Here is a 19489-nt window from a genome sequence, read left to right on the forward strand (position 1 = left end):
TTTCAATATGCGTGTGATACCCCCCCGCTTCGCGGGGAGAAATCACACGCATATTGAAGTTAGATTGGTATATACCAATCCAACTTCAAGTTGCCGCTTGCAAACCAATGTGGGTCATGACTCCAATAGTTAGATCACCTTATAACTAATAGAATTCTCGTTCAAAAAAAGTCCCGATGACTTTGCCGTGTATTTCTTTTGATTTGGAATAACACCGTGTTTTTCGATTCAACCTTTTTATTCGGGTACGATGGGTCAGGTTGGTTCACGTATAGGAAATTCAAACCACAGCGATCTGGGCATCATTTGCCGAATTGTTGTTTATTCCTCCGCTGCCTGTGTGCCAGACAGTCGAAACGTCTGGTGATGGCTGTTATTTGTGCTGTTGCTGCCGTTTTTTCACCCTGACCGTCGGTGCCGGGCAGATCTTCCCTGTATTAGGCCGGCACATATCGCATCGGGCTGATATCCCGCGCGTGCATTTTCAGATCCGGCACACTCAGGTCGGCGATTTGTGGTTCCTGTCGCTGGAGCTGGTGCTCACCGGGATTCCTGTTGGGGGAAAGCATGGATCAGCTGCAACGGCTGAGCGGGGTGCTGCTGTTGAAAAGCAAGACTGCCGAGGCGTGATCGGTTAATATGGCGCCTCGCAAGAGAGGCTGTCATGACCAATAACCCGAGATTAAAAAGAGCGCTTATCGCTTGATCGGCCGTGTTGAGTGAACGACAACACGGCCACAGACATCCGTTCCGTGGCTTTTATTCCCGTAACAAGAGAATATGCCATGTCCGAAAAACACTGGTCAAAAACCGAACTATTGCATCAGACGGTGACCAATCCGAATATCATAGTCAAAGGCACCCACAGCTATTACAGCGACTGCTGGGATAACGGTTTCGAACGCTCGGTGGTACGCTACCTGCACGGCGACGCGGTCAGCCGGCAATGGCAGCCTTTGGGCGCGATCGACCGCTTGCTGATCGGTGACTACGTTTGCATCGCGGCCGAAGCGGTGATCCTGATGGGCGGCAACCACACCCATCGAATCGACTGGCTGAGCCTGTACCCGTTTATGGCGACCATCAAACAGGCGTACCGCCCCAAAGGCGATACCCGGCTGGGCGATGGTTGCTGGATCGGCATGCGGGTGATGCTGATGCCGGGGGTATCAATAGGCGAGGGAGCGATCGTCGCTGCCGGCAGCGTGGTGACCGGCGATGTCGCGCCTTATGCTATCGTCGGCGGCAATCCGGCGAAGTTCATTCGTTGGCGATTCGCGCCGGAAACCATCGCGCGTTTGATCGCCTTGCGAATCTATGATTTGTCCGATGCGGAGTTTGCGAAAATCCAGCCCGCGCTGGCCGATGATGATATCGATGAGTTGGAAAGGTTGATGGCGGCTATGCGCCGTTAAAAACAACGGGCGGGATATTCCCGCCCGTTTTGCTATGCTTATTTACTTTTTACATAGGGATATATTTTTCACATATTTATTAGGTGCTATCCATGATGATTTAGCACATGTGATGTAATTTTCATTTTTTAGTGTAAAATCAACGTAAAAAGAAAAAAACAAAGTAAAAATAAACCCGATTATACCTATAAAGGTAAAGATAGCTCCTGTTCTATTATTAAATGACACCTTGTGGTTCACTATTGTGAACTTGATGAACTTTAAAGCAAAATACATAGATAAAGGACTAAACCAAATAAACCAAGAACTTTTGCTAGAAAATGTAATGATGTCACTTCTAGTTATAAATTCTCTATAATCAATTATTGATGTCATTCCGCCAAATATAGAAATGCTCATAAATATGAGTGAAAGTGAAAATACTTTTATCCTAGTTATAGCATTTAAATTATCCACGAGAATATCTACCCCACATATTGAAAAATTGGTCAGGATGATAAGGTGTAGGCGGTTTTACCTTATATTCTTTTAATTTTTTAATTATACTTTCGCTAATTTTATATTCGTTATCTAACCGATATAAACCATAAGCAACAACTAATCCAACACCGAAAACTAAAAAAGATATAACAGTAACACTAAGAGCTGTAGCAAAAACGACTGTAGTTACTGCTGAAACAGTTACTTTAGCTATTGCTGTTGCTACAACTAACTTTGCTATATCCATTGACAAATTAACAAAAAAATTTGTTAGGCTATATTCATCCTTAAGCATTAATTCAACCGCTCTATATGCCGCAGAAAATACAATACCGAACCTGGCTCCCGCAGCAATATTGCTTTCCATAGCGACAGAACCGACGCCAACCTCCATTATTTTTTTATTATTGATAAGGTATCTTGTTGCATTCAAATATCGTCTAACTCCTGGCGTGTCAGTGAGTTTTATATATCTTTCGCCATTTTTTCCTAAATACTCTATCGCTTTTACGCCTTTTCCTTTTAATTCATTTATTATATACGTTGTTATTCCGATATTTATAGGCTTTAAATGTTTTGCCACTTTAAAAATCCCAGGGACATCTTTTATATTTCCGGCAAAATTTGACAAGACATCAGTGACTGAAAATACATTATCATTTAGAAATGATTTAATGTCACTCCCTAATTCTTTCAAAAAGGTAATAGCTTCATTTTCATCTAATAAGGCATGGTAATCTACGTTTTCATTGAGTTGCTTTTCAAGATCGGCATAATTAATGTAATCCATCTGTTTTTTAAAATTTGCTTCATAATCAAAATCATCTTCCACCCATGTCCTTAAACGTGGATCATATTTCATTTTAATAACCCTTATACCCGTCGTCTTTCAAGTTGCCGCTTTGTTGGCTGCGCTCATTCACCCTTATGCTCCTGGGGATTCATTCCCTTGCCGTCGCGTTGCATCTTGAAATCCATAGGGTATATATCTCTATTTGTTAATGAATATTGCTCCTATTTTATCGGGTTTGCCTATTTTTTCTTTAATGTTTCTGAATTATTGGGAGCCAGGTCAAGTTTTCCTGTCGGAGTATCACCCATGATAATCGCTATAGACAGCATCGCATCGTTTATAATTAAATAAAAATGGCAAGCTAAATCACAATTTTTATAGATGATTAACAAAAAAAATTAATAGCAAAGATATTAAAATGATGTTTTTTTGTATTTGTATGTCTGTTTTTATTCTTATTTATATGTTAAGTTTTAAACTTAATTTATCAGATTTAATTATAAAAACCAGGGTGATATTTGTATGTCATACATGATTTATTTATCTTTAAATGGTAAAAAACAAGGATTAATCTCTGCGGGGTGTTCAACCCTTGACTCAATAGGAAACAGGTATCAAAGTGGACATGAAGATCAAATACAGGTACTGAGTTTAAACCATACAATAACGCGACAGCAGAATGTCAGCCACCAACCAATACAATTCATTAAACCAGTGGATAAATCATCACCATTATTAGCGATGGCAATAGATTCAAACGAATCTTTAAATGGTACTTTTGTTTTTTACAGAACAAGCCAAGCTGGGCAATTAGAATTATTCTATGAAGTAAAAATTACGGAAGCCACCATCACTGACATTTCCTGTGAATATCCACATTCTATAAATAATTTCGATGCCATGCCACACGAAAGGGTTTTTCTAAATTACAAATCCATCTCATGGAATCATATCACAGCCGGAACATCAGCCTATAGTATATGGGAAGACAGAACCTATTAATAAAACAAGCATAGCATTTTGCTATGCTTGTTTACATAAGGATATATTTTTCACATATTTATTAGGTGCTATCCATGATGATTTAGCACATGTAATGTAATTTTCATGTTTTAGTGTAAAATCAACGTAAAAAGAAAGAAAGAAATTAAAAATAAACCCTATTACAGCGATAAAACCAAATATGCCGCCTATTTTATTATTGAAATTCACCTGTTTTTTCGTTATAAGGTACTGGAATAACAATAAAGAAAAATACATACATAATGGACTACCCCAGATAAACAAGGCACTTTTTGTTGAAAACGTAATAATATTATCTCTAGCTAAAAATCCTCTATAATCATTTATTGATACTAAACCAAGTGCAGCAACGCACATAAATGCTACAGCGACTACAAATACTTTAAATCTATTTACATTATCCACAAGAATATCTACCCCACATACTAAAAAATTGGTCAGGATGATAAAGTGTAGGCGGTTTTACCTTATTTTATTTTAATTTTTTAAGGATGGTTTTACTGATTTTATACCCGTCATCTAATAAATATAAACCATAAGCAACCTCAACTACAATAACGAAAACACCAAGACACCAAGAGCTATGGCGGTAGCAAAAAGGGCTAAAGTTACCATTGAAATAGTTACTTTGGTTATTCCTGTTGCTATAACTCACTTTTCAATATTTATTGGTAAGTTAACATAAAAATCTATTAGGGTATATTCAATCATTTTGCTATGCTTATTGGCTATTTACATAGGGCTATATCTTTTACATATTTATTAGGTGCTATCCATGATGATTTAGCACATGTAATGTAATTTTCATGTTTTAGTGTAAAATCAACGTAAAAAGAAAAAAACAAAGTAAAAACAAACCCGATTATACTTATAAAAGTCACTGCCCCCCCAATTTTATGACTTAATGTTATCTTTTTTTTATTACTTAAAGCCACCTTGTTGTTATTTAAAATAGACTTAAATAACAATAGAGATATATACATGCATAATGGACTGCACCAAATAAACCAAGCGCTTCTGGTTGAGAATGTAATAATGTCACTTTTGGTTATAAGTCCTAGATAATCAATGATTGATGCTAATGCACCAATTACAGAAACACTCATAAATATTAGTGCAGAAATAAATATTTTCACTCTAGATAGCGTGTTTTTATTACCCACGAGAATATTTCCCCCAAGTATTGAAAAATTGGTCAGGATGATAAGGTGTAGATGGTTTTACCTTATATTCTTTTAATTTTTTAATTATGGTTTCACTAATTTTAAGTTCATCATCTAACAACATTAAACCCCAAACAACAAGCGCTCCAATTACGAAAACACCGATAGCTATAGCAGTGGTACTAAGAGCTGTGGTAATAACAAATGAAGTTGCTCCTGCAACTGTTAACTTGGCTATTGTTGTTGCTACAACTAACTTTGCTATATCCATTGACAAATTAACAAAAAAATCTGTTAGGCTATATTCATCCTTAAGCATTAATTCAACCGCTCTATATGCCGCAGAAAATACAATACCAAACCTGGCTCCCGCAGCAATATTGCTTTCCATAGCGACAGAACCGACGCCAACCTCCATTATTTTTTTATTATTGATAAGGTATCTTGTTGCATTCAAATATCGTCTAACTCCTGGCGTGTCAGTGAGTTTTATATATCTTTCGCCATTTTTTCCTGAGTACTCTATCGCTTTTACGCCTTTTCCTTTTAATTCATTTATTATATACGTTGTTATTCCGATATTTATAGGCTTTAAATGTTTTGCCACTTTAAAAATCCCAGGGGCATCTTTTATATTTCCGGAAAAATTTGACAAGACATCAGTGACTGAAAATACATTATCATTTAGAAATGATTTAATGTCACTCCCTAATTCTTTCAAAAAGGTAATAGCTTCATTTTCATCTAATAAGGCATGGTAATCTACGTTTTCATTGAGTTGCTTTTCAAGATCGGCATAATTAATGTAATCCATCTGTTTTTTAAAATTTGCTTCGTAATCAAAATCATCCTCCACCCATGTCCTTAAACGTGGATCATATTTCATTTTAATAACCCCTTATACCCGTCGTCTTTCAAGTTGCCGCTTTGTTGGCTGCGCTCATTCACCCCTATGCTCCTGGGGATTCATTCCCTTGCCGTCGCGCTGCATCTTGAAATCCATAGGGTATATATCTCTATTTGTTAATGAATATTGCTCCTATTTTATCGGGTTTGCCTATTTTTTCTTTAATGTTTCTGGATTATTGGGAGCCAGGTCAAGTTTTCCTGTCGGCGGAAAAGTGGCGCTTGAGCGGGTCATAACACTATTGAAAGGTATCTTTCGTTTTTGCAAAATCAAGGGAAAAAAAAAGCCAACATAAAGTTGGCTTATAAAAGTAAACACTGGAAGCAATGTGAGCAATGTCGTACTTTCACATGGACCCTGAAGGTGGTGCACTGAAAGTGCTAAGAATGATAATCGTTCTCAATATCATTTGTAAAGTGTTTTTTTAAGCAAATTGGAAGTGCCGTTTAAAATTATGCTCGTGTTAGCTCACCCCCCAATTCCATCTGATAGAGGTGTTGAGTGCCTGTGTCGTGAAACTGATAGGGGGTTAATTGGTAGCCTCGTAGCCACAACAAAAACCACCCATCATGGGTATCTGGGCACAGTCCGGCAAATCGAAATCCGCCTTTTTTAAGCCATGAGTACAACCCTAGCGCTTCTTCACATGCCGGCAATTTCAAATAGATCAACTGTCCGGGAGGTAAGTCGATAATTTCTGATAAAAAGTTAGGGTGAACCTCATAGAGTGTGATCTCCAAACGTCGCCCGGATTTTTTCATGGTAAATGGCTTAGGAGGAATAGAACGCCGATATCCTGATGGTGCATTTGGGGATATCCCACCAACATATTGGCTGAGTTGAGCGACCCAGTCTTGCCAACTCTGGGGCCAGTCCAACTTAGGTAAGGGTAATGATTTAAGCGGCAAAATACCCTGAACGATGCTTTCGGGGTCTGGCAATCCAAATGGCGAATCAACATAATCCAGCATCAGTGCCGTAGAATAGAAACCTAAATTTCGGGCGATGTACTGGCTTTTAGGGTGTGAGCATACCTGCTTCATCGTCAATAAATTATAACCTTGCTCCTTCGCATAGCCGCATAAATAACTGCCCAGAGACTTAGCCACACCATAGCCTTGAAAATCGGGATATACCGCAATAAGCGCCAGCTCAGCCTGATTTTTCTGCTCACTCTCTTTAACCAGTGCAGCATGTCCAATAAGCCGCCCTTGATGGAATGCTAAAGCAGAATACCATCGTTTTGTCGTCTGGTTGTCATTGATCAGTTTTGGCAGATAGATGTCAGGATAGACATAGGAATCGCCATAAATCTCACGGAATAATTGGCTGATTTTTTTATCATAGCCTGGTTGATAGCTGCGGATCTGAATAGCAGATTGGGAGATAGTCATCGATTTCAACCTTAGTTATAACTACGTAAATCCACAACTCGCTGCAATTTTCCTGATCGCGGGTGCATATACATGCTATCGATATTGGTTTGCACGATCTCAAGCATATTTTGGTGTGTGCAAGCCTCTTGCAAATTTGGGAAGGCTGCCATGACCCGACAGCATATTTCGTCAATATCGACAGTTTGCAGGCTTGCCACCAATAATCGGATTTGATCTTGGCCTGCTTTCTGGCTTAGCACCAATTGCCAGGCCAAAAGCTCGGTTTGTTGTGATAGCTGTGCCGCTAAGTCGTCAGGAAATAATGACAATGTGCCAAATCGTATACGGTAGCCCTGATTCGCTCGTCCTTGCAGGGCAAACTTACGGTCTGGCTGTTCTGGCTCGCACCAGCAAGCCATATCGCCAGTAGGATAGCGGATCACAGGCATAAGGCGCCGTTGCAGGTTTGTAACCACTAACAGACCGCGCTTCCCTACCACCGTAATGGGTTGGTGAGTGATTTCATCTACGATCTCAATAATCGTGTCGTCAGTAAATACGCGATGCTCTCCCTGTTTACAGTCTGGATCAGCAAAGCCGATCAAACCCGCATCGACACTGGCACAACCGATTGAGCCTAAACGGGCGTGAGGAAAAACGTGTTGTATGATAGCGGCCTGTGAATCAAACAAACTTTCTCCCCCGTAAAGAATGGTCTCCACCATCGGCAATATTTGCCCACTCTCTTTCAGAGAGTGAGCCAGACGGATTAATTGCACCGGTACACCCACCAGCACATTGATGTTGTGATGGCGGATATTGTTAATGAGCAATTCATCTTCAACCTTACAGGTGAAAGGAAACTCCAATATCGGGATTGGCGCATTCGATAATGCGCCGTGAATAAATATAAAGCTGGTATAAAGATCGCCGGCAAAAAACAGGTTAGCCACCCGATCCCCAATCTTTAACTGGCGGGCAATGCCTTGGCCAAAGGAATGAATAAATGCTTTCCACTCCTGTTGACTGAAAACCGATAGCCGCCCATCACTGGTTGAACCACCGGTTTTAAACACGTGACCGCCTTTCAACGGAGCAGTCAGCACCGGCCATGTTGGTAAGTTGGTTGAATTTGCCCAGTAATGACTGGGCGTGACGAGTGGCAAGTCTTCCAGAGTCCAGTCATCGGGAATGGACTGATAGAGTTCTCGGTAATAAGCAGAATGCTCGCGCGCATGATGGAGCAAATCAATCAATGTCGTTCTGGTCATCATCTTAATTTTACTCAAATTAATATTTACGCAAGTCGATGAAGAGTGGTGTTTTTCCACTATGTTCATTGCGGTGAAACTCAGCGCTTGAAGTGGCAATCACCTCTAAATTCAGCAGATCCCCTTCAACAACTTCGAGAATTTTGGGATTTTTCAATAAGTTTTGGCGCACAGTGAGGGGATCGGCATGATCAACCAATAGCTGAATGTTATCGACGCCATCACTGTTATGATCGATGATCCATTGCACGGGTAATGCCAGTTGTTCAGACAAATCAGCCAGATTGAAAAAAATACTGCCTACCCGCAGCAGGGAGCCATGACGGTTTTTAAGTCGGAAACGCGGTGAAGTCAGGCCACAAGAACAAGGTTGATGGATCCAGCAACCGAGATCCCCCAAATCGTAACGTTGGATAGGTTGTGCCTCGCGATGGAGGGAGGTGAATACCAGGCGCCCAGTTTCGCCCTCTGCCACGGGGTGATCATTCTCTATATTGAAAATTTCCAGCCATTGGGTATCCGCCATTAAATGGAAAATGCCATCCTCGCTGGCTGCGCACGCATGGCCTACCGGTCCCGCATCAACGGAACCGTAAATGGTTGAACGTATCAGGGGAGAACCAAAGCTAGCCAGAAAATTCCGTTGGTTGATATTGAGGTGCTCACCGCCCAGAAAGAGCTTACGAATGCCGCCATATTGACGTAGTTTGGTTTCCTCATTCAAAAATAACCGGTGTATCGTGCTTGGCATACCCACTAGCGTATTAATACGCTGATGGACAATAAAATCAGCAATTTCACTAAAGTCATTGTCAGTCGGCCCCCCCATTGGATATTGCGCCACGCCTAATTTATCCAGGATGGTAAAGAAGCTCATCATGCCGCCGTACAACTTTCCACCATATAACAAGTTCATGACGCGATCGGTTGCAGGCTCAAGCCCTGAGGCGAATACGCCATCGGCGGCGGCCTGCATCTGCCGATGGTAATCATGGTAGCTATAAGCAGCCAGCTTAGGCGTGCCACTACTGCCACCGCTGCGGAAAAACAGACGAGCTTTATGATTAGGCGCCTGAGCTTGAAAATCGGTCTTGTTCATAACGGGTAAATTTTCTAACCCACGTGGGCTTGATGATGGAAGTACATCAAGATGGGCACAACCTGTCATGACATCAGACGCGAGGCTGACGGAGACTCGCTTGGCAAGGCGTGACAATGCGTAGACCCCATCGTGTGGCTCACCACTATAGCCATCATGCATTTGACCCGCCGGGGTGATACGGCTGATACCTGCAGCAAACAGGGTATGGCTCATTTCGGTGATATGTTCCTGGCGGGTAATTAAAGCGCAGGTTTGCAGATAGTGACGCCAGGGCAGCAAAATGGTGCACAGATGTTGACGTGGCGCAGGGCGGATTTGCAATGTGCGGAACAGAGGAGACGCCGCTAACTCCTCTTCGTGTCGCCATATCACCCGCCAGCCGTCGGCTTGCCATATTTCACCGCGTACCTGCGTAAATGCAAAATCGAGTTGCTGGAAAGCCGTCTGGGTCGTAATCTCAGCGGCTTCCTGAATATCCGGTTTCAGGGCGGAATGTGATCCGGCGCGACGTTGCAGGGCGACAGCCATGCGTTGTCCGATATGTTGTAAAACGTTGGGATCATCGCTATCGACCAGCAAACATTGTGGGCTGGAACAGGCTTGTTGATCATAACGACAGATATCATCAGCTAAGGCATCCAATTGGGCATCATCGGCGGCGTCAGGACTCAGCCAGGCCATACTGATACGGTGCCCCCAATCTATCCAGCGGCAACCGGCGGGGAGCTGGGCACGAATCGATGCCAAAGAAGCGTCGCTGCCCCAGGCCGAAACCGCATCGGCCTGACTGAACAACTCGGCCAGGTGTGCCACGGATAACGGCAATACGGCTACCCGATCAGCTAATTCACCCGAAATATCGTGGGTCAAAAATTCTGCCAGCAGTTGTGCACTAAACCCGTTATCGTTGCTGCTTGGGCGCAACCCATTAATATTCCCCACCAGCAAACTCTCTATCACCGCCATAAAAGGCAGGAGTTCAGCATTGGAAGGCGTAATATGGATGACCAAGCCCAATGGCTTCCAGGTTTCATATCGGTTCTGGTTATAATCGAATCGCCGCAGCGAAAAAGCATTTTGCCCCAGTTCCCGCTCCAGTTTGGTTTCCAGCGCTTCACGCTGGCAAAAAGCGATAAGCGATTTTCGGGTTTGTGCATCAAATAATGGGTGCTCATTCAGACTGGAAAGGTATTCAGCAAAGCGTTGCGCGCAATCAAGTACCTGCTCAGCCGTATGCGGACGTGCCAGCAGCTCAGGTAAGCGTTCACGTAATGTCGCGATTTTTTGTCTTGTCCCTTGTTCTGAAGAAATTGGGTTATTGGTTGTTTTTACGGAAACAGTATTTACGGAAGACATATCAAGATCTCTCAATCAGTTCGGAAGCGGCAATCGCACAACTACGGCTTTTGCCCGTACCTGCCCGGCCAAGCAGTTCAAACCAATCCGTTTCAAGTTCACAACCACAGCTTTTACCGGCATGCAGCACAGCCAGATCGCTTGTCACGATGCTGTGGGCGGGGCAGGAAGTGATATAAGGTGATGTAAAATGCAGAAAACCGGGTTCCCCATAAGGTTGGCAGGCCAGACTGGCGGTATGGCGCACATACGCGCGGGCATAGACTGGGACATGGAAATGATGGTGAGAACATTCGACATAAGGGACGGGATGTTCAACTGAACCATAACCATCACGGCAACGAATATCGGGGATACCCAATTGCCCCGTTATCCGTTGATACAGTTCGTGTCTGGGAATGGACTTATCGGCATGGGTTTTCCAGCCTCCGCCAAGGAAAACCAGCGACTCAGGATGCAATGTCAGCGCCGGCAATCCCATTTGCTCCATTCTTTGCAGGGTAAACCATAAAAAGGCAGGAAAACCGAAAATCCGCACTGGCAACCCTTCCTCGGCAAATTGCTGGAGTGCCGTAATCGTACCGAAGGGATCGAATTCATTACCTTGCCCGTTATGACGCAAGGCATAGTAGGCTCGATTGACTGGGGCATATTTGCACAGGAACTGATCGGTGTAGGTCGTCCCCAGAGTAATGGCACCGGCAGGCTCGTAGCTAAGCAGCAGGTAGTTACAGGGTTGATCAGGGGTATTCCAGCCATAATAGTCAAAAATACAGTCCACCATATACTGGGCAGCCGCAATACTTGCAGGATCATAGTGCATTCGGCTTTTTTGTCCGGTGGTGCCGGAGGACGTCAGTTCCAGCGTATCTTGTGTACTGTCGCTGAGTATCAGATGACGTTTGAAATAATTGGCAAAGAGCAAAGGCAGCGTTGACCAATCATCCAGTGTCATTAGCGCCTGTTTATCCAAGCCATGATCTGTCAGCCACTGCTTATAACCAGGGGTATGTTCACAGTGATATAGCGTCAATTCACGCATGGCATGATTAAATAATGCATCATATTCGGTACAAACACGGTAAGGGTCTGTGAGAGCACACAGGGCTTGGACATGGGGTAAGTTTTGCATATATCAGCACTCATTTTTCAGTAATAGCTATAAAGATTAATTAAAAATTATTAATTAATTTTTTATTTGTCTATTGGGTGTAATCATTTTTGATAGACTTTATTTATTAGTTAATATAATAAATAGAAGCGCCTGTTTAATTTGATCTTTAGGTATTCCTGTGGAGTGATGTGTTGTATCGTGATGGGTTATCGGTATTTTTTTCTATTTATTAGCTATCTTATGGAAACAATATATGTTTTTGCCATTTTGTAGTGAACGTTAACCCTGCATTTTTTGGGTGCATTATTTCAAACCAAATGGTAATGATCAAACGGTTTTGCTAATGTTTTTGCTTTGGCGTAATCATTATTTGATAAGCGTATTTTATTATTTGTTATTATGTGGCGATTGATTTAAGTTTCTTTTTGGTATGCTGATGATTTGGGGGAAATATCCATTTTTACGTCTTGTTACAGATTTATAAAGTGTCGGCACTACCTGTTAATACATCAACTTATGGGCTTCAACCACAACCCCATGATTCACTTTTTATCGAGGGTCATAAACCGTTTGATGGCGCTTCTTGCGCCTTTCAATATTGTTATCTCTATGACTGATGGCTGGAAAAGTGATGAGAAAGCGTTGGCAGGGAAATTTCACGTGGTCAGTAAGCGTTATCCCTCGCGTATAGAGAGACACAACCTGAATCTTCGTCAGCATTTGGCAAGAGTAACGCGAAAAACCCTGTCTTTTTCAAAATCCATTGAAGTGCATGATCGCGTCATCGGGTATTACCTGAACATTCATCACTATCAATAAATCGATATCATGACCTGGCTGAAACTCCAATCTAGTTGCCATGTAAGAACAATCGTTAAAATCGTTCTTACGGGCAACGGGAAAACTTTATTGCCTCTGCGCAGCCACCAACGCCTGCGAACAAGCCCACGCCGAACTCCATGCCCACTGGAAGTTATACCCTCCAAGCCAGCCGGTTACATCGACCACTTCGCCAATAAAATACAACCCCTTAACCTTATGGGCTTCCATCGTTTTTGATGACAGTTCGTGAGTGTCCACTCCGCCAAGGGTCACTTCCGCCGTGCGATAGCCTTCCGTACCATTGGGTTGCACCTGCCAGCATTGCAGGCTGGTGATCAACGCTTTTTTCTGTGCTGGATTAAGTTGTTTTAATGCCAGATCCGGCAACTGCCCAAGCGCTTGAAAACATTCCACCAGACGTTTGGGAAGTAGTTTAGCCAGGGTGTTTTTCACACTCTGATTGGGATGAGATTCCCGCTCTTTATCCAGAAAATCCGCTAAATCGATATCAGGAAGTAAGTTAATACTCACATATTCCCCCGGCTGCCAATAGCTGGAAATCTGCAAAATAGCCGGACCGGAAAGACCGCGATGGGTGAACAGAATATTTTCCCTGAATACAGTGTCATCTTTTGTGGTGACAACAGAAGGAACGGAGACACCGGAAAGGGTTTGAAGTTGTTCCAGTAGTGGCTTATGCAGGGTGAAGGGAACTAATGCCGCACGTGTCGGCAGAATATTAAGGCCAAATTGCTCCGCGATGCGGTAACCTAAAGGAGAGGCTCCCAAACCCGGCATGGACAAACCGCCGGACGCTACAACAAGTGAGTGCGCACTTACTTTTCTTTCCGCCGCCGTAATAACAAAACCCGGCTCTTTCTTCTCGATATGAGTCACTTCACTGCGCAATCGAATTGTGACTTGCCCCATTTCGCACTCTTTCAACAGCAGATCGATGATGTGTTGTGCTGAGTCATCGCAGAAAAGTTGCCCCAATGTTTTTTCGTGATAAGGGACACCATAGCGTTGTACAAGAGCAATAAAATCCCACTGAGTATAGCGAGCAAGTGCTGACTTACAAAAATGGGGATTGGAAGAAAGGTATGCCGCTGGCTCGGTAAACATGTTGGTGAAATTGCAGCGTCCTCCCCCGGACATCAAAATCTTGCGACCGGCCTTTTTGCCATTATCCAGTAGCAAAACATTTAACCCGGCTTGCCCTGCTTGCGCAGCACAAAATAAGCCGGCAGCGCCAGCGCCGATAATAATTACATCAAATTTTTCCATTCATCTGTCTCTTTTGACCGAGTTTTTTGTAGGAATTCACTGCATTGTGGTGGCTCTGTTCACGAACTACAGAGAAAAATGTACATTTGGTTTAACTTTCTACGCTAAAAAATTATTTTTCATCAAAAAAATATCAAGATATTAAAATTAAATAACTCTTTGATATAGTTAGTAAATGCAAGAATTTTTATGCCATTTGACCGTGATTAAATCAAAAAAAGGTCATATTTCTCTTTTCCCGCTAACGTTTGTCACTGATAATGCGCGCGTCATGTCCTACTAACTGGCTTAACGTTTATGCTACATCTGTTTACTGGCCTGGAATTTTATACCGGCCTTATGTTAGTGCTTGCTCTGTTGTTTGTGCTTTTCTATGAAGCCATCAATGGGTTTCATGATACCGCAAACGCAGTAGCAACTGTTATTTATACGCGGGCGATGCGCTCGCAGCTTGCCGTTGTTATGGCAGGGGTTTTTAATTTTTTGGGTGTTCTCCTTGGTGGATTAAGTGTCGCTTATGCGATTGTGCATCTACTACCTACGGATCTTCTGTTAAATGTCAGCTCAACCCACGGTTTGGCTATGGTGTTTTCCATGCTGCTGGCGGCGATCATCTGGAATTTAGGTACGTGGTATTTCGGCATTCCAGCATCTAGCTCCCATACGTTGATTGGATCGATTATCGGTATTGGCTTGACCAATGCGATAGTGTCCCGTTCTTCGGTGGTTGATGCGTTGAATATTCCGAAGATGATACAGATTTTCATGTCCTTGATCCTGTCTCCTCTTGTTGGGCTGATCATTGCCGGAGCGATGGTGTTTTTGTTGCGCCGCTACTGGAGTGGGACAAAAAAACGTCGTCGTATCCACATGACCCCTGTTGAGCGTGAAAAACAGGATGGTAAGCGTAAACCGCCATTCTGGACTCGTACTGCCCTGATCCTCTCCGCTGTTGGTGTGAGTTTTTCCCACGGCGCGAACGATGGCCAGAAAGGTATCGGTTTGATAATGCTGGTTCTGATTGGCGTTGCCCCTGCGGGTTTTGTCGTCAATATGAATTCAACCAGTTATGACATCGCCCGCACTCGTGATGCCGTTGTCCACTTGCAGCAGTATTATGGACAGCATGCTCCAGCGTTAGCGCATGCGATTGAACTGAGTCCTGCCGTTTCTGCTGTTGATGATCAACTGGATATGACGTTCCACTGCGATAGCTCGCGTGCGCTGATCGTGTTGAATAAAGCCGATAGTATGTTGGCGAATATTCATAGTTTCAACGAGTTAACGCCAGATCAACGTAACAACATGCGCCGTATGTTGATGTGTGTCGCGGATACGACTAACACTGTGGCTAAGCTGCCAGAAACCAGCCTTGAAGATGCGCGTTTCCTCAATAAACTGCGTAAGGATCTGCTCAGTACGGTGGAATATGCGCCATTGTGGATCATTGTTGCTGTGGCTTTTGCCCTGTCTCTAGGCACCATGGTTGGCTGGAAACGTGTTGCGGTGACTATCGGTGAGAAGATTGGCAAAAAAGGCATGACTTACGCCCAAGGTGTTTCTGCACAGGTGACGGCGGCGGTTTCCATTGGTGTTGCCAGCTACACGGGTATGCCGGTATCTACGACACAAGTGCTCTCTTCTGCGGTCGCGGGGACGATGCTGGTTGATGGTGGTGGTGTACAAAGCAAGACCATCAAAAATATCATGTTGGCATGGGTGTTGACGTTGCCGATTTCCATTGCATTGTCAGGCTTGCTGTATTGGATCGCCCTGAAACTGATCTGATAACGTCTCAGAAAAAGGTTGGCTGCTTGATTGCCAGTCAACCTTTTTTATGTGTTTTTCATCTCTCAAATCATCATTGCTATCAGGCATAGCAAGACCACTCCACATAGAATCTCTGTCAATATAAATTGTTTTCTCATTCTCTCGCACATCAAAACGACATCAGGATCGTGGTGGTTAATATAACTTTGTGAATTGATATAACGCACTAGCCGAATCTGTTTATTGAACTGACCATTAGCCTTAAAAAAACCATTTCCATCAACGGATTGATAAAGCATTGGGTCTGACTCGCGTAAAATGGATAGCAGTACACGAAGTGATGAAAAGTAGCGAATTATGTTAATAATGCAGATAAGGCAAATAGCCCAAAATAGTGCAATGGTATTGAACATACTTCCCCCTCTTGATCGCGGCAGCAAACGTTGCCAGCAAAAGAAGAAACCCATCGGAAAAATTTTTATTCGAATAGTAACTATATTAAATCTTAGTTAAAAATACAGTGTCCGGCGGGGTTTAGCATAGAGGAGATCATCCACTGTCGTGGCGAGTCTGCCAGAGATAGCTGGAGTGGGTGCTGTTTTTTCAGTGAGTTAAGAAATTAAAACAATAAGTTGTGATCAAAACAACACTCAAATAACATATTGAACGGTTATAGTATCAACATCGAGTCATGGCATTTAATGCTGCCAATCCATTTAATCGACGTTTGGAAGGAGTTCTTATGGCTTACAAACATGTTCTTGTTGCGGTTGATTTATCGCCAGAAAGTCAGGTCTTGGTGGAGAAAGCGGTATCACTGGCGAAACCGTATGATGCCAAAGTTTCCCTGATCCATGTTGATGTTAACTACTCTGATCTTTATACCGGCCTGATTGACGTAAACCTTGGCGATATGCAGGAGCGTATTGCAGATGAAACGCGCAACTCCCTGAAAGAGCTGTCTGCCAATGCAGGTTATCCCGTTCAGGAGACGTTAAGTGGCAGTGGTGATTTAGGCCAGGTCCTTATGGATGCTATTAAGCAATATGATATGGACTTGGTTGTCTGTGGTCACCATCAGGATTTTTGGAGCAAGTTGATGTCTTCAGCTCGCCAGCTTATTAACACTGTTCATGTTGATATGTTGATTATACCTTTGCGTGATGAAGAATAATCTTCGGTTGATATTTTATTCTATAAAATCGCCTGCTTATGCAGGCGATTTTTTTATCCCTAAAAAAGATAATGAAACTGCTTTAGAAATTGTCAAAGGTATTTTTGGGAAAACCAATAAAAAATAGTTGTTGAAATTTAAGCATAGAACAGTGCTATATTCAGAAAGCAAACCGTAATTACCTCACATTTTCGACAATTAAATAATATGCAAAATGGCTGGGGGTCATCACTTCTGAATGACAAAAAGGAAGCCCAAATGAATGTTTCATCAACTTTAGTCTCATTTCTCGATTCGGTTAAAACCCGCAATCCACATCAAGTAGAATACCTACAGGCAGTACGAGAAGTGTTGACCTCTCTCTGGCCTTTTCTGCAACAAAACTCGCAATATTGTGAGCAAGGGTTATTGGAACGCCTGGTGGAGCCGGAAAGGGTGATCCAATTCCGTGTCTGTTGGGTGGATGATCAAGGAAAAGTACAGGTTAACCGCGCATGGCGGGTTCAATTCAATTCTGCCATTGGGCCATTTAAAGGCGGGATGCGTTTTCATCCTTCTGTTAATCTTTCCATTCTGAAATTTTTAGGCTTTGAGCAGACATTGAAGAATGCACTGACAACGCTGCCGATGGGCGGTGGAAAAGGAGGTTCCGATTTCGATCCCAAAGGAAAAAGCCACGGTGAAATTATGCGATTCTGTCAGGCATTGATGACCGAGCTTTACCGCCATCTGGGACCCGATACCGATGTGCCTGCCGGAGATATTGGCGTAGGCAGCCGTGAAGTGGGTTTTATGGCCGGTATGATGAAAAAACTGTCCAACAATACGGCGTGCGTCTTTACGGGCAAGGGCCTCTCTTTTGGTGGCAGCTTGATCCGCCCTGAAGCGACTGGGTATGGGCTGGTTTATTTCACCCATGAAATGCTTACACGCCATGGCATGGCGCTTGAAGGTATGCGGGTATCCGTATCCGGTGCCGGGAATGTTGCCCAATATTCCATCGAAAAATGTATGGAACTGGGGGCAAAAGTGGTTACCGCATCGGATTCAGGCGGCACAGTCGTGGATGAAGACGGTTTTACACCAGAGAAACTGGCTCATCTTCAAGAGATCAAAAACCAGCGTTACGGCCGTGTAGAAGAGTATGCCAAAGAGCGTGGTTTGACTTTCCTGAAAGGCCAGAATCCGTGGTCTGTTCCGGTGGATATTGCCTTGCCGGGTGCAACCCAAAACGAACTGGATTTAGATGCAGCGAAGACATTGATTAAAAATGGCGTAAAAGCGGTTGCGGAAGGTGCCAACATGCCGACGACCATTGCGGCGACGACGGCTTTCCTTGAAGCAGGCGTTTTGTTTGCACCGGGTAAGGCAGCTAATGCGGGTGGCGTGGCAACTTCGGGTCTGGAGATGGCGCAGAACGCCGCGCGCCTGAGTTGGAAAGCGGAGAAAGTGGATATTCGTTTACACCATATTATGCTCGATATCCATCAGGCTTGCGTCGAATATGGTGGCGAAGGGAAACAAACTCACTACGTGCAGGGCGCGAATATTGCGGGCTTTGTCAAAGTGGCCGATGCCATGTTGTCACAGGGCATTGTGTAGTTAGCGATAAGATGCGCCGCAATCAAAAACCCCATGCCGAACATGGGGTTTATTTTTTGGCTAAAACGGGCTGAATAAAAATATGCTCAGCAGGGATAAATATCAAAACGGTGGTTTTTGGTCGTAATGGCGGCGGACGCTTTGACGCCCGCCAGTGGTTCTGCATAATCTGGCCGTTTCACCACAACCCGACGTTTCGCCAGTGCCATGGCAGGTTCCAGCAAACCATCGGCATCTTCATCCGCCCCGACCAGCGATTGGAAAACCCGCATCTCTTTTTTGACCAGCGCACTTTTTTGTTTATGCGGATACATGGGATCGAGGTAAACCACATCCGGCGACGGTGTCATATCTGCCAATGCGGTCATGCTTGAAGCATGGATCAGCGTCAAGCGCTCTTTCAGCCAGCCACCAATCTCTTCATCCTGATAGCCACGCTGTAGACCGTCATCGAGCAGTGCGGCGACCACTGGGTGGCGCTCCAACATCCTGACATGACAGCCAATAGCGGCTAGCACAAAAGCATCGCGTCCCAATCCTGCGGTGGCATCCACGATATGGGGAAAATAATCTTTCTTGATACCGACCGCTTTCGCCACGGCTTCGCCACGTCCACCCCCAAAACGGCGGCGGTGCGCCATTGTCCCGCTGATAAAATCGACATAAATCCCGCCCAGCTTAGGTTCATCGCGCTTGTGCAATTCCAGTCGTTCGGGAGTCAGTACCAGCGCCATGACCGATCCTTCATCGTGGATCAAATCCCAGCGTTCAGCCAATCGCGATAAGGCGCCGGGATCAGCGCCTTCTTCACACAGCAAACAAATTTTCACAGGT

General features: G+C 43.9%; 17 protein-coding genes and 2 pseudogenes. 6 read left to right on the forward strand and 13 right to left on the reverse strand.

Annotated elements, in window-relative coordinates; translation table 11 throughout:
* Positions 1-145 precede the first annotated feature (145 nt).
* Positions 146-262, reverse strand: a pseudogene (locus Xkoz_RS06185) (IS1 family transposase); the annotation flags it as partial.
* A 523-nt stretch (positions 263-785) separates the two neighbouring features.
* Here Xkoz_RS06185 and Xkoz_RS06195 point away from each other — a divergent pair.
* A complete protein-coding gene (locus Xkoz_RS06195; protein ID WP_099141345.1) occupies positions 786-1415 on the forward strand; it encodes a CatB-related O-acetyltransferase in 630 nt (209 codons plus the stop codon).
* A gap of 42 nt (positions 1416-1457) precedes the next feature.
* On the opposite strand, the gene Xkoz_RS06200 is transcribed toward Xkoz_RS06195, so the two are convergent.
* A complete protein-coding gene (locus Xkoz_RS06200; protein ID WP_099141413.1) occupies positions 1458-1814 on the reverse strand; it encodes a DUF1240 domain-containing protein in 357 nt (118 codons plus the stop codon).
* A 49-nt stretch (positions 1815-1863) separates the two neighbouring features.
* Positions 1864-2757: a hypothetical protein gene (locus Xkoz_RS06205; RefSeq protein WP_099141346.1), complete on the reverse strand. Its 894-nt coding sequence runs from the start codon at positions 2755-2757 to the stop codon at positions 1864-1866.
* A gap of 453 nt (positions 2758-3210) precedes the next feature.
* On the opposite strand from Xkoz_RS06205, the gene Xkoz_RS06210 reads away from it, so the two are divergent.
* Positions 3211-3690 carry an Hcp family type VI secretion system effector gene (locus Xkoz_RS06210; RefSeq protein WP_099141347.1) on the forward strand — a complete coding sequence of 160 codons (480 nt, stop codon included), beginning with the start codon at positions 3211-3213 and terminating at the stop codon, positions 3688-3690.
* A gap of 21 nt (positions 3691-3711) precedes the next feature.
* On the opposite strand, the gene Xkoz_RS06215 is transcribed toward Xkoz_RS06210, so the two are convergent.
* From Xkoz_RS06215 to Xkoz_RS06245, 7 genes are all read right to left on the reverse strand, one after another.
* Positions 3712-4116 carry a DUF1240 domain-containing protein gene (locus Xkoz_RS06215; protein ID WP_244183408.1) on the reverse strand — a complete coding sequence of 135 codons (405 nt, stop codon included), beginning with the start codon at positions 4114-4116 and terminating at the stop codon, positions 3712-3714.
* Positions 4117-4439: 323 nt separating this feature from the next.
* Positions 4440-4874: a DUF1240 domain-containing protein gene (locus Xkoz_RS06220; protein WP_099141348.1), complete on the reverse strand. Its 435-nt coding sequence runs from the start codon at positions 4872-4874 to the stop codon at positions 4440-4442.
* Positions 4867-5760, reverse strand: coding sequence for a hypothetical protein (locus Xkoz_RS06225; protein WP_099141349.1), 894 nt, complete (start codon positions 5758-5760; stop codon positions 4867-4869). Before Xkoz_RS06225 ends, Xkoz_RS06220 begins: the two co-directional genes overlap by 8 nt.
* 473 nt (positions 5761-6233) lie before the next feature.
* Positions 6234-7175 carry a GNAT family N-acetyltransferase gene (locus Xkoz_RS06230; RefSeq protein WP_099141350.1) on the reverse strand — a complete coding sequence of 314 codons (942 nt, stop codon included), beginning with the start codon at positions 7173-7175 and terminating at the stop codon, positions 6234-6236.
* A gap of 11 nt (positions 7176-7186) precedes the next feature.
* Positions 7187-8431: a phenylacetate--CoA ligase family protein gene (locus Xkoz_RS06235; RefSeq protein WP_099141351.1), complete on the reverse strand. Its 1245-nt coding sequence runs from the start codon at positions 8429-8431 to the stop codon at positions 7187-7189.
* A gap of 16 nt (positions 8432-8447) precedes the next feature.
* On the reverse strand, positions 8448-10886 hold the full coding sequence (locus Xkoz_RS06240) for an acyl-CoA reductase (protein WP_099141352.1): 2439 nt from the start codon (positions 10884-10886) through the stop codon (positions 8448-8450).
* A gap of 1 nt (position 10887) precedes the next feature.
* Positions 10888-12018, reverse strand: a complete 1131-nt coding sequence (locus Xkoz_RS06245; protein ID WP_099141353.1) for a LuxE/PaaK family acyltransferase — start codon at positions 12016-12018, stop codon at positions 10888-10890.
* 543 nt (positions 12019-12561) lie between these two features.
* Between Xkoz_RS06245 and Xkoz_RS06250 the strand changes: the two are divergent.
* A pseudogene (locus Xkoz_RS06250) lies at positions 12562-12819 on the forward strand (IS1 family transposase); the annotation flags it as partial.
* Between the two features lie 87 nt (positions 12820-12906).
* Here Xkoz_RS06250 and Xkoz_RS06255 read toward each other — a convergent pair.
* The gene (locus Xkoz_RS06255; protein ID WP_099141354.1) at positions 12907-14109 is read right to left on the reverse strand and encodes a BaiN/RdsA family NAD(P)/FAD-dependent oxidoreductase; all 1203 of its coding nucleotides are present in this window, start codon (positions 14107-14109) and stop codon (positions 12907-12909) included.
* 297 nt (positions 14110-14406) lie between these two features.
* Between Xkoz_RS06255 and pitA the strand changes: the two genes are divergently transcribed.
* Positions 14407-15897: an inorganic phosphate transporter PitA gene (gene pitA / locus Xkoz_RS06260; RefSeq protein ID WP_099141355.1), complete on the forward strand. Its 1491-nt coding sequence runs from the start codon at positions 14407-14409 to the stop codon at positions 15895-15897.
* Positions 15898-15962: 65 nt separating this feature from the next.
* On the opposite strand, the gene uspB is transcribed toward pitA, so the two are convergent.
* Positions 15963-16292 (reverse strand): universal stress protein UspB, encoded by a 330-nt coding sequence (gene uspB / locus Xkoz_RS06265; RefSeq protein ID WP_099141356.1) that lies wholly within the window; start codon positions 16290-16292, stop codon positions 15963-15965.
* Between the two features lie 329 nt (positions 16293-16621).
* On the opposite strand from uspB, the gene uspA reads away from it, so the two are divergent.
* Entirely contained in the window at positions 16622-17053 is a 432-nt protein-coding gene (gene uspA, locus Xkoz_RS06270) for a universal stress protein UspA (protein ID WP_099141357.1), read from the forward strand.
* A gap of 258 nt (positions 17054-17311) precedes the next feature.
* Positions 17312-18655 (forward strand): NADP-specific glutamate dehydrogenase, encoded by a 1344-nt coding sequence (gene gdhA, locus Xkoz_RS06275; RefSeq protein WP_099141358.1) that lies wholly within the window; start codon positions 17312-17314, stop codon positions 18653-18655.
* A gap of 86 nt (positions 18656-18741) precedes the next feature.
* On the opposite strand, the gene rsmJ is transcribed toward gdhA, so the two are convergent.
* The gene (gene rsmJ, locus Xkoz_RS06280; protein WP_099141359.1) at positions 18742-19485 is read right to left on the reverse strand and encodes a 16S rRNA (guanine(1516)-N(2))-methyltransferase RsmJ; all 744 of its coding nucleotides are present in this window, start codon (positions 19483-19485) and stop codon (positions 18742-18744) included.
* Positions 19486-19489 lie beyond the last annotated feature (4 nt).

The sequence above is a fragment of the Xenorhabdus kozodoii genome (assembly GCF_002632875.1).
Classification (GTDB): Bacteria; Pseudomonadota; Gammaproteobacteria; order Enterobacterales; family Enterobacteriaceae; genus Xenorhabdus; species Xenorhabdus kozodoii.